This window comes from Phreatobacter sp. (assembly GCF_016793595.1).
In the GTDB taxonomy this organism is placed as follows: domain Bacteria; phylum Pseudomonadota; class Alphaproteobacteria; order Rhizobiales; family Phreatobacteraceae; genus Phreatobacter.
This window is the reverse complement of record NZ_JAEULY010000002.1, coordinates 418,719-431,054: the sequence shown is the minus strand read 5'-3', so window position 1 is coordinate 431,054 and position 12,336 is coordinate 418,719. Positions and strand designations below refer to the sequence as shown.

Annotated in this window: 15 protein-coding genes; 9 read left to right on the top strand and 6 right to left on the bottom strand. The window is 69.5% G+C overall.

Features of this window, described 5'->3' with window-relative positions; translation table 11 throughout:
• Nucleotides 1-104: 104 nt before the first annotated feature.
• From JNK84_RS02775 to JNK84_RS02750, 6 genes are all read left to right on the top strand, one after another.
• The gene (locus tag JNK84_RS02775; RefSeq protein WP_293420305.1) at nt 105-332 is read left to right on the top strand and encodes a putative signal transducing protein; all 228 of its coding nucleotides are present in this window, start codon (nt 105-107) and stop codon (nt 330-332) included.
• Nucleotides 329-1,075, top strand: a complete 747-nt coding sequence (locus JNK84_RS02770) for a tRNA1(Val) (adenine(37)-N6)-methyltransferase (RefSeq protein ID WP_293420303.1) — start codon at nt 329-331, stop codon at nt 1,073-1,075. Before JNK84_RS02775 ends, JNK84_RS02770 begins: the two co-directional genes overlap by 4 nt.
• A 13-nt stretch (nt 1,076-1,088) precedes the next feature.
• Nucleotides 1,089-1,526: a hypothetical protein gene (locus JNK84_RS02765; protein ID WP_293420301.1), complete on the top strand. Its 438-nt coding sequence runs from the start codon at nt 1,089-1,091 to the stop codon at nt 1,524-1,526.
• 6 nt (nt 1,527-1,532) lie between these two features.
• Nucleotides 1,533-1,793, top strand: coding sequence for a hypothetical protein (locus JNK84_RS02760; protein WP_293420299.1), 261 nt, complete (start codon nt 1,533-1,535; stop codon nt 1,791-1,793).
• A 215-nt stretch (nt 1,794-2,008) separates the two neighbouring features.
• Nucleotides 2,009-2,920 (top strand): glycine--tRNA ligase subunit alpha, encoded by a 912-nt coding sequence (locus tag JNK84_RS02755; RefSeq protein ID WP_293420297.1) that lies wholly within the window; start codon nt 2,009-2,011, stop codon nt 2,918-2,920.
• 105 nt (nt 2,921-3,025) lie between these two features.
• Nucleotides 3,026-3,508, top strand: a complete 483-nt coding sequence (locus JNK84_RS02750; protein WP_293420295.1) for a DUF3828 domain-containing protein — start codon at nt 3,026-3,028, stop codon at nt 3,506-3,508.
• Nucleotides 3,509-3,529: 21 nt separating this feature from the next.
• On the opposite strand, the gene JNK84_RS02745 is transcribed toward JNK84_RS02750, so the two are convergent.
• On the bottom strand, nt 3,530-3,784 hold the full coding sequence (locus tag JNK84_RS02745) for a putative hemolysin (RefSeq protein ID WP_293420293.1): 255 nt from the start codon (nt 3,782-3,784) through the stop codon (nt 3,530-3,532).
• A gap of 90 nt (nt 3,785-3,874) precedes the next feature.
• Here JNK84_RS02745 and glyS point away from each other — a divergent pair, with 90 nt between their 5' ends.
• Nucleotides 3,875-5,977, top strand: coding sequence for a glycine--tRNA ligase subunit beta (gene glyS / locus JNK84_RS02740; protein ID WP_293420291.1), 2,103 nt, complete (start codon nt 3,875-3,877; stop codon nt 5,975-5,977).
• Between the two features lie 221 nt (nt 5,978-6,198).
• On the opposite strand, the gene JNK84_RS02735 is transcribed toward glyS, so the two are convergent.
• From JNK84_RS02735 to JNK84_RS02725, 3 genes are read right to left on the bottom strand one after another with little or no spacing between them, the layout of a single operon-like run.
• Nucleotides 6,199-6,618, bottom strand: a complete 420-nt coding sequence (locus JNK84_RS02735; RefSeq protein WP_293420264.1) for an Ivy family c-type lysozyme inhibitor — start codon at nt 6,616-6,618, stop codon at nt 6,199-6,201.
• Nucleotides 6,619-7,383, bottom strand: coding sequence for a tRNA1(Val) (adenine(37)-N6)-methyltransferase (locus tag JNK84_RS02730; protein ID WP_293420262.1), 765 nt, complete (start codon nt 7,381-7,383; stop codon nt 6,619-6,621).
• Nucleotides 7,384-7,440: 57 nt separating this feature from the next.
• Entirely contained in the window at nt 7,441-7,668 is a 228-nt protein-coding gene (locus JNK84_RS02725; protein ID WP_293420260.1) for a putative signal transducing protein, read from the bottom strand.
• Between the two features lie 131 nt (nt 7,669-7,799).
• Between JNK84_RS02725 and JNK84_RS02720 the strand changes: the two genes are divergently transcribed.
• Together JNK84_RS02720 and queC are read left to right on the top strand one after the other, a co-directional pair.
• Nucleotides 7,800-8,807: a polyprenyl synthetase family protein gene (locus tag JNK84_RS02720; RefSeq protein WP_293420258.1), complete on the top strand. Its 1,008-nt coding sequence runs from the start codon at nt 7,800-7,802 to the stop codon at nt 8,805-8,807.
• Nucleotides 8,808-8,817: 10 nt separating this feature from the next.
• Nucleotides 8,818-9,531 carry a 7-cyano-7-deazaguanine synthase QueC gene (gene queC, locus JNK84_RS02715; protein WP_293420256.1) on the top strand — a complete coding sequence of 238 codons (714 nt, stop codon included), beginning with the start codon at nt 8,818-8,820 and terminating at the stop codon, nt 9,529-9,531.
• Between the two features lie 4 nt (nt 9,532-9,535).
• On the opposite strand, the gene JNK84_RS02710 is transcribed toward queC, so the two are convergent.
• On the bottom strand, nt 9,536-10,411 hold the full coding sequence (locus JNK84_RS02710; RefSeq protein WP_293420254.1) for a 4-(cytidine 5'-diphospho)-2-C-methyl-D-erythritol kinase: 876 nt from the start codon (nt 10,409-10,411) through the stop codon (nt 9,536-9,538).
• Nucleotides 10,412-10,448: 37 nt separating this feature from the next.
• Entirely contained in the window at nt 10,449-12,239 is a 1,791-nt protein-coding gene (locus tag JNK84_RS02705) for a tetratricopeptide repeat protein (protein WP_293420252.1), read from the bottom strand.
• Nucleotides 12,240-12,336 lie beyond the last annotated feature (97 nt).

The following is a 12,336-nucleotide window of genomic DNA, read 5'->3' as shown; positions in this document are numbered from 1 at the left end:
GTGACGCTCCCTTCGTTCCCGACCGATGTCCTTCCGTCCGAGCATAGAGCCGGCGTCGCGCCGATCAAGCAGAGTGCGCGTCCGTCGCGGCGCCGTGATCGTCGATGCGTGAAGTCCTGCGCACGTCCGACGCGGTCGAGTTGTGCTGGGCGCGGGCCGTGCTCGACGCTGCGGGTATCGATGTGCTCGTCTTCGACCACAACATCGCCGCGGCGGAGGGGGCGATCCTGGCCTTCCCGCAGCGCCTGATGGTGGCGAGCGACATGTGGCCGCAGGCGTGCGCCGCACTCGACGCGGCCCGTGCGGCGTTGCGCACGAGCAACGATCCATGACGGAACCGGCCACGACATCGGGAACGCTGCTGGGCGGCCGGCTGCGTTTCGAACAGCCCGCACGCGGCTACCGCGTCGCCATCGACCCGGTGCTCCTCGCCGCGTCGGTTGGCCTCGCGCGCGGCCGCGTGCTCGATCTCGGGGCCGGGGCGGGGGCCGCCGGCCTTTGCCTGGCTTGGCGCGTACCGGGCGTCGCGGTGACGGCGGTCGAGATCGACGAGACGCTGACCCGGCTCGCCGCGCGCAATGCCGCGGCGAACGGCCTCGCGTCGCGGCTCGCGGCGACGACGGGCGACGTGCTGCGGCTGCCGCGCGCGCTGCATGGCGCCTTCGACGCCGTCGTCACGAACCCGCCCTTCGAAACGGCGGCGCGCGCCAGCCCATCGCCCGATGCGGCGCGGCGTCGCGCCCATGTCGAGGGCGAGGCGACGCTCGAGCGTTGGGTCCGCGCCGCCCATCGGGCGCTCAAGCCGCGCGGCCGGCTGTTCGTCGTTCATCGCGCCGATCGCCTGGGCGAGCTGCTTGCGGCGCTCGGCCCGCGCTTCGGCGATGTCGAGATCGTCGCTTTGTGGCCGCGGGCGGGCGCGGCCGCCAAGCGGGTGATCGTACGCGCGCGGCGCGACGCGCGCGGCGCGCTGGTCTTGCATCCGGGGTTGGTCCTGCACGAGGCCGATGGCCGCTTCACCGCGGCCGCCGAGCGGATCCTGCGCGACGGCGCGGCGCTCGGCGCCGGGCCAGCCTGACGGCCCCGCGCCGATGACGCGCCGCACCGACAGCGAACTGCTCGCCGGTTTGCGCGCGCTGATCGTCGCCGGCGCCGTCGAGCTGCGCCTCGATCCCGCGCGGCTGGACAAGACCGACAGCCCCGTCAGCGTACAGGCGGAGTCCACACGCTGGCTCTACGCGCTCGTGGCGCTCGCGCTGGGCGCGGCCTGGCTCGGCGGCGCCGCAGCCTTCGGCATCGCCGCGGCACTCGGTGCCGGCCTGTGGTTCGGCTGGGTGCGCCGCGACGTCGCGCGGCGAATCCGCGATCGTGTCGAGACGCGCGCGCTCGTGGATGTGACATTATGGCGGCGGCTCTGGCGTTTCGGCGGCGTGCGGCTGGTCGCGACGGCCGACGGCGCGGCATGTTCGGCGCCGGACGACAATTGGATGCAATACGTGCGCGACCGGTCGCCGGTCGGGCACGAGTGAGGCGAGATGGGCGGCAGCTTCGGCAAGATCCTCCTGGTGATCGCGGTGTTCTCGATCGCGTGGTTCGGCTGGCGGTGGTTCCAGCGCTGGGACAAGGAGCGTCGTCAGCTCGCGGAGCGTCGCGAGGCGGCGGACTCCGTGCGCCGGCGTCGCGATCAGGACCAGCCGGTGGAGGTCGAGGAGCTGTCGAAGTGCCGCATCTGCGGCGCCTTCGTCGCCGCCGGGGCCCGCGCCTGCGAGCGCAGCGGCTGCCCCTATCCGCGCTGAGCGGTTCGGGCGGCCCGACCACGACCGTCGCGGCGTGCGATCGGGACGGGTGAGCTTTCCGAGGCGACATTCGGCAGGCGCGCCGCCGGCAGCACGGCGCGGCTGCGATGCCACGCCGCGCATCGGCCCGATGTCGGGTTGACTCGCCAACCTTCGCGGGTATGTTGCGCCGCACACCGGTTCCCCTCCGGCGACGCTTCCCTCGCAGGTATCCCGTGGCCAAACCGACGTCGTTTCAGGGCCTGATCCTGACGCTCCAGGACTACTGGGCGAAGCAGGGCTGCGTGATCCTGCAGCCCTACGACATGGAGGTCGGTGCCGGCACCTTTCATCCGGCGACGACGCTGCGCGCCCTCGGTCCGAAGCCGTGGAATGCGGCCTATGTGCAGCCCTCGCGCCGGCCCGCCGACGGGCGCTACGGCGAGAACCCGAACCGGCTGCAACACTACTACCAGTTCCAGGTGATCATGAAGCCGTCGCCGGCCGACGCGCAGGAGCTCTATCTCGGCAGCCTGCGCGCCATCGGGATCGACCCGGCCCAGCACGACATACGCTTCGTCGAGGACGACTGGGAGAGCCCGACGCTCGGCGCCTGGGGCCTCGGCTGGGAGTGCTGGTGCGACGGCATGGAAGTCTCGCAGTTCACCTACTTCCAGCAGGTCGCCGGCTTTGAGTGCGCGCCAGTCGCGGGCGAACTGACCTACGGTCTGGAGCGCCTCGCCATGTATGTGCAGGGCGTGGAGCGGGTCTATGACCTGAACTTCAACGGCCGAGAAGGCGCCGAGAAGGTCACCTATGGCGACGTCTTCCTCCAGGCCGAGCAGGAATATTCGCGCCACAACTTCGAATTCGCCGACACCGACATGCTGTTCGAGCAGTTCCGCATGGCCGAAGCTGCCTGCCGGAAATATCTCGCGGCCGGCGCCCCGGCGGAGGGTTCGGACGGGCGGCACCTCTCCGCCCTGCCCGCCTATGACCAGTGCATCAAGGCGAGCCACGCCTTCAACCTGCTGGATGCGCGCGGCGTGATCTCGGTCACCGAACGGCAGAGCTACATCCTGCGCGTGCGCGAACTCGCCAAGGCCTGTGGCGCGGCCTGGCTTCAGACCGAGGCGGGTGGCGCCTAGCAGCGTCCCGCGCTTTGTGTCGTGGGCGCTGCTGGCGACGACCACAAGCTGAAACCGAATACTCCCACAACCGCCCGGCCCGCCAACCAACGGACCGGATATCGCATGACATCGCATTCGAAAGCCTTCCCGCTGCTCTCGCGCCGCGTCCTTGGCCTCGCGGTCGCGGCAAGCGCCCTCGCTCCCCGCCTTGCGCTCGCGCAATCGACCACCGATCCCGTCGAGACGGTGCGCACCTTTTTCGCGACCGTGAACGAGCGCAACGAGCGGACTTTCCTCACCCGCGAGCTCAACCGCCTGTTCGCGCGCCAGCGCCGCCGCTCGCGCGAGCAGGACAGCCCCCTGCCCGGCCTCGACGCCGACTACCTCTGCCTGTGCCAGGAGGAGGAGGACGGCTGGAAGAACACGCTGCGCTTTGAACTCGTGGCCAAGGTCGACCGCGTCGCCCGCGTGCGCGTGAAGTTCCGCAACTACGAGGAGCGCGAGGTCATCTACGCGCTGCATTTCGAGAACGGCCGCTGGCTGATCGACAATATCGAGCCGCCGGGCCAGCAGAGCTGGCAATATCTCCTGCAGCAGACGGAATGAGGCGAGGCGCTGGTCGCGGGTTCAACCCCGCGGCCTTACGCAGCGGCCTTCCCGGAACAGCGCCCATTCCTCGCAGACCCGCCCGTCGGCGAATATGCAGACGCCATACTGGCCCTGCGCGCTATTCCTGATTTCCGAGCGCCCACCGCGCTGAATGCAGTTCGTCGAGGCCGGATTGGCTAGACCAACACCGCGCAGCTGCGCGACAGCCGATGACCACGCGACCGTGGCGACGACAGCAGCAATAGCCGCCAGCAGGCTCGGCGCTGGACGCATGGCCATTCTCCAATTACGGAAGCACCCGACGAAACCATCGCACAGGGTGCCTCCGTTCGCCACGCGGCGCGCGCCCGCCGAGCCGAGCCCATGCCCGATCTCCTTCTCGAACTGCTCTCGGAAGAAATCCCGGCCCGCATGCAGGCGGATGCCGCGGCGCATCTGAAGAAGGCCGTCACCGACGCTCTGGTGGCCAAGGGCTGCCTCTACGAGGGCGCCCGCGCCGTCGTCACCCCGCGTCGCATCGCGCTGTCGGTCCACGGCCTGCCCGCCGCCTCGCCGGACGTGAAGGAAGAGCGCAAGGGGCCACGCGTCGGCGCGCCGGAAGCCGCCATTCAGGGCTTCCTGAAAGCTGCCGGCCTCGCCTCCATCGATCAGGCGACCATCCAGTCCGACCCGAAGAAGGGCGACAGCTACATCGCCGTCATCGACAAGCCGGGGCGGCCGACCCCCGAGGTGATCGCCGAGATCGTCCCGGAGATCGTCCGTTCGTTCCCATGGCCGAAATCGATGCGCTGGGGCGAGGCGTCCATTTCGACCTCGTCGCTGCGCTGGGTGCGGCCGCTGCAATCCATCGTCTGCACCTTCGGCCCGGAGACCGAGGAGCCCGCGGTCATTCCCTTCGCCATCGACGGAATCGTTTCCGGAGACGTGACGCGCGGCCATCGCTTCATGGCGCCCGGCGACATCCGCGTCCGGCGCATGGACGATTATCTCGGCAGCCTCGACAAGGCGAAGGTCGTCGTCGACCCCGAGGAGCGCAAGCGCCGCATCCTCGACGACGCCAAGAACCTCTGCTTCGCGCAAGGCTATGAGCTGGTCGAGGACGAGGGCCTGCTCAATGAGGTCGCCGGCCTCGTCGAATGGCCGGTCGTGCTGATGGGCACGTTCGAGGCGGATTTCCTCCAGATCCCCGACGAGGTGATCCGGGCCACGATCCGCGCCAACCAGAAATGCTTCGTGGTGCGCGACCCGAAGACCGGGCGGCTCGCCAACCGCTTCGTGCTGACCGCCAATCTCGAAGCTGCCGACGGGGGGCTAACCATCGTCGCCGGCAACGAGCGGGTCATCCGAGCCCGCCTGTCGGATGCGCTCTATTTCTGGCAGACCGACCAGAAGCCCCTGCCCGGCTACGAGACACACGGAAAGCCGCTGGACCAGCGCATGGCGAAGCTCCGCGCGCTGAACGTGGTGTTCCACGAGAAGCTTGGCACGCAGGGCGAGCGCGTCGAGCGCATCAAGGCGCTGGCGAAGCATATCGCGCCGCTAGTGGGTGCGGATCCGGCTCTGGCCGAGCGTGCGGCGGAACTCGCCAAGGCCGACCTGATGACCGAGGTGGTCGGCGAGTTCCCGGAAGTGCAGGGCCTGATGGGCCGGAAATATGCGCTTCTGCAGGGCGAACACGAGAGCGTCGCGGCGGCCATCGAGGATCACTACAAGCCGCAGGGGCCGAGCGACCGCGTGCCGACCGATAAGGTCGCCGTGGCGGTGGCGCTCGCCGACAAGCTGGACGTTCTTACCGGATTCTGGCGGATCGACGAGAAGCCTACCGGCTCCAAAGATCCGTTCGCGCTGCGTCGCGCCGCGCTCGGCGTCATCCGCCTGCTGGCCGAGAATGGCCTGACGTTCGCCCTCACGAAGGTCGATGGCTTCAACGGCGACCTCCTCTCCTTCTTCCACGACCGCCTGAAAGTCCTGCTCCGCGATCAGGGCCAGCGCCACGACCTCGTCGATGCCGTGCTGGCTTCCGGCGAGGGCAATGACGACCTCCTGCTGGTCGTCCGACGCGTCGAGGCACTCGCCGCCTTCCTGACCACCGACGACGGGAAGAACCTGCTGGCCGGTACCAAGCGCGCCATGAACATCCTGCGCATCGAGGAGAAGAAGGACGGCCGCGCCTATGACGGCGCGCCCGACTCCCAGCTCGTCCATGACAAGGGCCTTCCCGAGGAGCGCGCGCTCTACAACCTGCTCCAGTCCGCCACGGCGCATGCCCGCGACCATGTCGCGCGCGAAGACTATGCCGGTGCGATGAAGGCGCTCGCCGAGCTTCGGCCCGCCGTCGATGCCTTCTTCGACAAGGTGACGGTCAATGCCGAAGACCCGGCGCTGCGCGAAAACCGGCTGAAGATGCTGGCCGAACTGCGCGCGGCAACCGCGACGGTCGCGGATTTCTCGAAGATCGAGGGATAGTGCTCCCTTCACCCTCCCTTGGAGGGCGAGGGTTGGCGGACGAAGGTCGACAGGCACGAGAGCCACCTGATCCTTCTCCCCTTGTGGGAGAAAGTGCCCCAGAGGGGCGGATGAGGGGTCTGTTTTTTCCCCTCACCCGCCTGCTACGCAGGCACTCTCTCCCACAAGGGGAGAGGGTTGGCACTGGCCAGGGCTACGCTCAGCATAATGAGCGACCACTTTCACCGCGCCAGCCGCTGCTCCAGCAGGCGCCGCTCCACCGGGCCGGGATTGCCGAACCACTGCACGAAATCCTTGTGCCGAAGCGTCGCCCAGGCCCTGCTTCCGTCTGCCGTGAACAGCACGAAAAGCTGGTTGTCGGCGCAGTCATGCGGCTTGCAGACATCGGTCGACAGGAAGCGCCGCCCGTCGGCCGCCACCAGCTCGGCAGGGCCGGAGACGCCGTTGCCCCCGCCGCCGAACACATGCACCCAGCGATCGACATTGCGGTTGCGGCGGAACAGGTTGTCCCAGCTGTCCTTGAAGGCCGGCCGTTTCAGAAGGTCGAACAGATAGGGCTGGTCGCTCTGCGCGGATAGCCGCGCCGGCGCGCCCAGCGCCACAATGGCCGCGACAAGGCCGGCAACGATCATCCGCATCATCTAGAAGCCCCTTCCTTCCCGCAGGATCGCCTCGGCCTCGGGCGTCGGCTGTCCCTCGCCGTCCTGCAGCACGAGACCGGGCAGGATCGACACCGGCGCGCGCGAGCCCTTGATGCCCGTGGCGATGAGCCTGACGGCCGCCGCGCCAGGCTTCGGATGGATCGGCCTGAGCGTCACACCGCCGAAACGCCCGCGCAGAGCCCCGAGCAGCACCTCCGGCTGGTCGGCGCGGTGGATCAGCGTCACCGTGCCGCCGGGCCGCAGCATCGAGACGGCGGTGCGCAGGAACCCGGCGATGAGGTCGTCGCCCGCCGCATGCGCGAGCCGCTTGCCCACCGAAGGCGAGGCGCGGTGACGCGGCGTGTCGTGGAAGGGCGGATTGGTCATCACGCGGTCGATTTCGCCGACCAGCAGGCCCGCCTTCTCGCGCGGCGCGCCGCGCGCGAGCGCGTCCATGACGATGACGCGGGTGCGGTTGCCATAGCCGTTGGCGGCGGCGTTCTGTTCGGCGAGCCGGGCAAGCCCCGGGTCGACCTCGACCAGCGTCAGGTAGCCGACGGCCACCCGCGCGGCGAGGCAGAAGGCCGCAGTGCCCACCCCCGCGCCGAGATCGAGCACCCGCTCGCCCGGCAGCGCGGGCACGGCGGCCGCCAGCAGCACGGCGTCATGGCCGGCGCGATGGCCGCGACGCGGCTGGACGAGCCGCACACGCCCGCCGAGGACGGTGTCGGTGGTCGTTTCCTGATCCTGCGCGTCGAGGCTCATCCCCAAGCCATGGCACGGATCACCGGACATGCCCACCCTGCATCGCGCGGCGACAAATCAGGGCGCCGGCCTCAGTTCATCGCCCCAGCCGGCCTCGCGGATCAGCCGCCGGGCGCGGTCGGCCTGGTCCGCCGGCACCAGCACACGCAGCGGAAAGGCGACGATACGTGCCTCGATGGCCGAAATGTGCCGATCGGCCACCAGAACGTCGATGCCCTCGGACCCCAGCAGGGCCTCGACCGCGCCGACCAGGACCGGATCGGGGGTTCGGATGATCTCCTCCACGATGCGCTTGCTCCCTCATGCGGCAACCTCGCCATCTTTCGCGACACCGCGCGACTTGAGAAGGGTGCGCCGCATCCCTATTGTCCCGGTAAATTCCGTCCAATGCGGACGCATACAGTCTGGAGCATGGCGTGGCAGTCGTCGTCCCCTTCGAGAAGGAAAAGGCCACCATCGAGGCGCTGGTCGGGGCGACCCGCGCGGACATGGAACGCGTCAACGCGATGATCCTGTCGCGCACGGGCTCCGAGGTCACCATGATCCCGGAGGTCGCGAACCATCTGATCTCCTCGGGCGGCAAGCGGCTCAGGCCCATGCTGACGCTGGCGACGGCCCAGCTCGCCGGCTACCGGGGCGAAGGCCACGTCAAGCTCGCGGCGGCCGTCGAGTTCATGCACACGGCGACGCTGCTGCACGACGATGTCGTGGACGAAAGCGACATGCGCCGGGGCAAGCCCGCCGCCCGCATGGTCTGGGGCAACGAGGCCTCGGTTCTGGTCGGCGACTTCCTGCTGGGGCAGGCCTTCAAGATGATGGTCGAGGTCGGCTCGCTGCGCGCGCTGGACATCCTCTCGACGGCGGCCGCCGTGATCGCCGAGGGCGAGGTCATGCAGCTTGCCGCGGCCAAGAACACCGCGACGACCGAGGACGAGTATCTGGCGGTGATCCGGGGCAAGACGGCGGAGTTGTTCGCCGCCGCCTGCGAGGTCGGCCCGGTCATCGCCGAGCGGCCGAAGGCGGAGCAGGCCGCCGCCCGGGCCTATGGCATGAACCTCGGCATCGCCTTCCAGCTCATCGACGACGCGCTGGACTATGGCGGCAAGGCGCAGAAGCTCGGCAAGAACACCGGCGACGATTTCCGCGAGGGCAAGATCACCCTGCCCGTCGTGCTCGCCTTTAGGCGCGGCTCGGAGGCCGAGCGCGCCTTCTGGAAGAAGACGCTGGTCGAAGGGGAGATCGCCGAGGGCGACCTCGACGCCGCCATCGGTCTGATGACCAAGCACGGTGCCCTCGCCGACACGATCGAGCGCGCGCGCCACTATGGCGACATGGCCAACGATGCGCTGGCGCTGTTCCCGGACTCCGCCCTGAAGGACGCGCTGAAGCAGGCGGTCGAGTTCTGCATCGCCCGCGCCTACTGAGCCGGCGGCGATGGCGTGCGAGAGCACTGGAACGCCTGGCGCCCTCGTCCTGTTCTCGGGCGGCCAGGATTCCTCGACCTGCCTCGCCTGGGCGCTGGACCGTTTCGGCCATGTCGAGACGCTCGGCTTCGACTACGGCCAGCGCCACCGCGTCGAGCTCGAATGCCGGGCAGCGGTGCGCGGCGGCCTGGCGAACCTGAACCCCGCATGGCGACAGCGGCTCGGCGAGGATCACACGGTCGGGCTCGCGGCGCTCGGCGAAATCTCGAACACCTCGCTCACCCGCGATGTCGCCATCGAGATGACCGATGCCGGCCTGCCCAACACCTTCGTTCCCGGCCGCAACCTCGTCTTCCTGACCTTTGCGGCCGCCCTCGCCTACCGGCGCGGCCTGAAACACATCGTCGCCGGCATGTGCGAAACCGACTATTCCGGCTATCCCGACTGCCGCGACGACACGATCAAGGCATTGCAGGTGGCGCTGAACCTCGGCATGGACACACGCTTCGTGCTGCACACGCCGTTGATGTTCATCGACAAGGCCGAGACCTGGGCCATGACCGAGCGCCTCGGCGGCGAAGCGCTGGTCGATCTCATCCGCGACGAGAGTCATTCCTGCTATCTCGGCGACCGCACGACAAAGCACGACTGGGGCTATGGCTGCGGCACCTGTCCGGCCTGCGATCTCCGCGTCGCCGGCTGGCGGCGTTACCGGAACAGCTGACGCCTCACCCGATCATCGTCGGCTTGACCCACCAGCCGGGATGATCGGCGGCAATGGCCTTGCCGGCCGCGGCCGCGGCCCGGCAGGTATCGAACAGGCCGAACACGGTCGCTCCCGAGCCCGACATGCGCGCGAGCCGGCAGCCGGGATCGGTCCGCAGCGTGGCCAGCGCCTCGCCGATGACAGGGGCGATGGCGAGAGCCGGCGGTTCGAGATCATTGCGGGAGGCATGCAGCCGCGCGATGAGGTCGGAGCGGCGGAGGGCCGCTTGCCGCTCGATCGTCGATGCGGCGTCGGCGGCGCCGGTCGATCCGGCCGCCATTCCGAGCCTTCGGAACACGTCCGGGGTCGGAACCGAAACACGCGGGTTGACGAGCAGGGCCGGCAATCGCGGCAGCGCGAGGACCGACCCGAGATCGTGGCCGATACCGCGCATCATGCGCGGCCGCGCCTCGAGGCAGACCGGCACGTCGGCGCCCGTCAGGCGCGCGGCCTCGATCAGCCGTGGGTCATCGCTGGCAAGTCCCGCGGCCCGCGCCAGAAGTCGCAGCGCGGCGGCAGCGTCCGATGAGCCGCCGCCAAGGCCAGCCGCGACGGGCAGGCGCTTCACCAGCACGAAACGGCCGCCGGGCAGACCGGAAATACGCTCCGAGGCGAGGCGCGCCGCCTTCAGCACGAGATTGTCGGCGAGCTGCCCCGCATCGGCGGCCGTCGCGCCGCGAACCGCGAGGTCGTAGCTCTCGCCGCCGGGTTCGAAGCGCAGCTCATCGCCGGCCGCCGCAAAGGCGACGAGGCTTTCGAGGTCGTGATAGCCGTCCGCACGGCGGCCGCGCACGGCGAGCGTCAGGTTGATCTTGGCGGGCGCCCGTTCGACCAGCATGGCGGCACGGCGGGGCTTGCGCTCCCGCCGCCTGCTGTCAGTTCGGGGCGGATTGCGGCGCCGCCTGCCCGGTCGTCGTGCGGGCAGCCGGATCGCGATCGTCGGAGAGACCGCTGGCGATCTTCTGCAGGATGCGCGGCAGATCGTCCGGCTCCGGCTTCAGGTCGCGCGCATGGTTCCACTGGAACCGCGCCTCCAGCTGACGGCCCGTGCGCCAGTAGGCATCGCCGAGATGATCGTTGATCACCGGGTCCTCGGGGCGCAGTTCGATGGCCCGCTCCAGCTCGACCACCGCCTCCTCGTAGCGGCCCATCCGGTAATAGGCCCAACCCAGGCTGTCGACGATGTAGCCGTCCTCCGGCGTCAGCTCGACGGCCTTGCGGATATGGGCCAGCCCCTCTTCGAGGTTCAGGCCCTGATCCACCCAGGAATAGCCGAGATAGTTGAGCACCTGCGCGCGACCGCGCGCGTTGCTCTCGGGGATCAGTTCCAGCGCCCGCTTCAGGTCGGCTTCCGCCTTCGACCACTGCTTGGTGCGCTCGTAGGCGATGCCACGGAAGTAGAAATAGACCCAGTGCTGCGAGGTCGGCGTCGGGATCAGCGCCAGCGCGCGCGAATAGGCATCGGCCGCCTCCGCGAACTGCTTGCGGCCGCGCAGGACATTGCCGAGCGCCTGAATCGCCTCCAGATCGTTCGGATATTTCGCCGTCAGATCCTGCAGCGCCTTCCGGGCCTCGTCGGTGCGCTCCATCTGGTCGAGGTTCAGGGCCCGCTGGATCTGCGCGTTGCGGTAGAGCGGCGAGGATTCCGGCATGGCGTCGAAGACCGCGATCGCCCGGCCCGGAACCTTCAGGAACTCATAGAGATCGGCCAGCGACAGGATCGCGAGGTCGTGCTGCGGGTCGAGCCAGCGCGCGAGTTGCAGATAGATCAGCGCGAGATCCTCGCCGCCCTGACGGGACAGCGCCGAGCCGAGCCCGTAGAGCACTTCGGCCGCGCCCGTCTGGGGCGTGCGCACCAGCATGGGCAGCGTGCCGCCCTCCGCGCCGAGCCGGCGCTGCGCGTCGGCGATGATCGGATGGCCGGGGATGACCTTGTCATAGGCCGCGAAAATCTGCCGCGCCTCGTCGGCGGACTTGGCTCGCGAGGCCCAGCGGCCATAGGCATCGACGATGCGCAGGATGGTCGGGTCCTGCTTGTAGGCCTCCTGCAGCCGGGCGCCGGCATCGGTGCGCCGCCCGGCGGCGTCGAGGATGAGGCCGGCGTGGAAGTTCTTGAACAGGGCATACCAGTCCGCGCCCGTCAGGCGGTCGATCGCCGCGACGCCCGCGCCGGCATCGCCGGAGCCAAGCTGCGACCAGCCGACCAGCAGCGCCGAGGTCAGGTCGGCGCCGGCGCGCGGGGCGGAATTGAGATGATTGCGCGCGGCCTGATACTGCCGGGCCTTCATCGCCCGCATCGCGAGGGCGAGGCGGGCCAGACGGTGGCCGCGATCGATCTGGATCAGACGCTCGGCGAGCGGAACCGCCTCATCGATATTGCCGTCCGCGAGGGTCGTGACGAAGGCGCGTTCGAGAATCTCGTTGTTGCGCGGGTCCTGCCGGAGCGCGGCCCGCCAGTAGACCGAGGCGGTGGCGGTGTCGCGCACTGTGGCGGCAAGGCGGGCGGCGAGCACGTTGCCATAGACCGAGGCGCGCAGCGCGTCGCGGAACGTCGGCGTCGCGCCGAGCGGCTGGAACGTGGCATTGCGTCCCTGGGCCATCGCGGTGGTCGCCGCGACAAGCCCGGCAGCGAGCGCGAAAGCCCGCAAAACGATGTTGAACGTCACTATCGGTCTCTCGTCATCCCGAGGGGAAGGGTCCGCTGAGGAAGGGTCGGCATGGGGCGGAAACGCCCGCTCCGCATGCAGCCGGCCATCTGGTCAC

Coding starts and splice junctions, on each gene's coding strand:
- queC (WP_293420256.1), top strand. CDS start 8,818: ATGGCGTGCGAGAGCACTGGAACGCCTGGCGCCCTCGTCCTGTTCTCG.
- JNK84_RS02750 (WP_293420295.1), top strand. CDS start 3,026: ATGACATCGCATTCGAAAGCCTTCCCGCTGCTCTCGCGCCGCGTCCTT.
- glyS (WP_293420291.1), top strand. CDS start 3,875: ATGCCCGATCTCCTTCTCGAACTGCTCTCGGAAGAAATCCCGGCCCGC.
- JNK84_RS02765 (WP_293420301.1), top strand. CDS start 1,089: ATGACGCGCCGCACCGACAGCGAACTGCTCGCCGGTTTGCGCGCGCTG.
- JNK84_RS02735 (WP_293420264.1), bottom strand. CDS start 6,618: ATGATGCGGATGATCGTTGCCGGCCTTGTCGCGGCCATTGTGGCGCTG.
- JNK84_RS02710 (WP_293420254.1), bottom strand. CDS start 10,411: ATGCTGGTCGAACGGGCGCCCGCCAAGATCAACCTGACGCTCGCCGTG.
- JNK84_RS02775 (WP_293420305.1), top strand. CDS start 105: ATGCGTGAAGTCCTGCGCACGTCCGACGCGGTCGAGTTGTGCTGGGCG.
- JNK84_RS02760 (WP_293420299.1), top strand. CDS start 1,533: ATGGGCGGCAGCTTCGGCAAGATCCTCCTGGTGATCGCGGTGTTCTCG.
- JNK84_RS02745 (WP_293420293.1), bottom strand. CDS start 3,784: ATGCGTCCAGCGCCGAGCCTGCTGGCGGCTATTGCTGCTGTCGTCGCC.
- JNK84_RS02770 (WP_293420303.1), top strand. CDS start 329: ATGACGGAACCGGCCACGACATCGGGAACGCTGCTGGGCGGCCGGCTG.
- JNK84_RS02730 (WP_293420262.1), bottom strand. CDS start 7,383: ATGAGCCTCGACGCGCAGGATCAGGAAACGACCACCGACACCGTCCTC.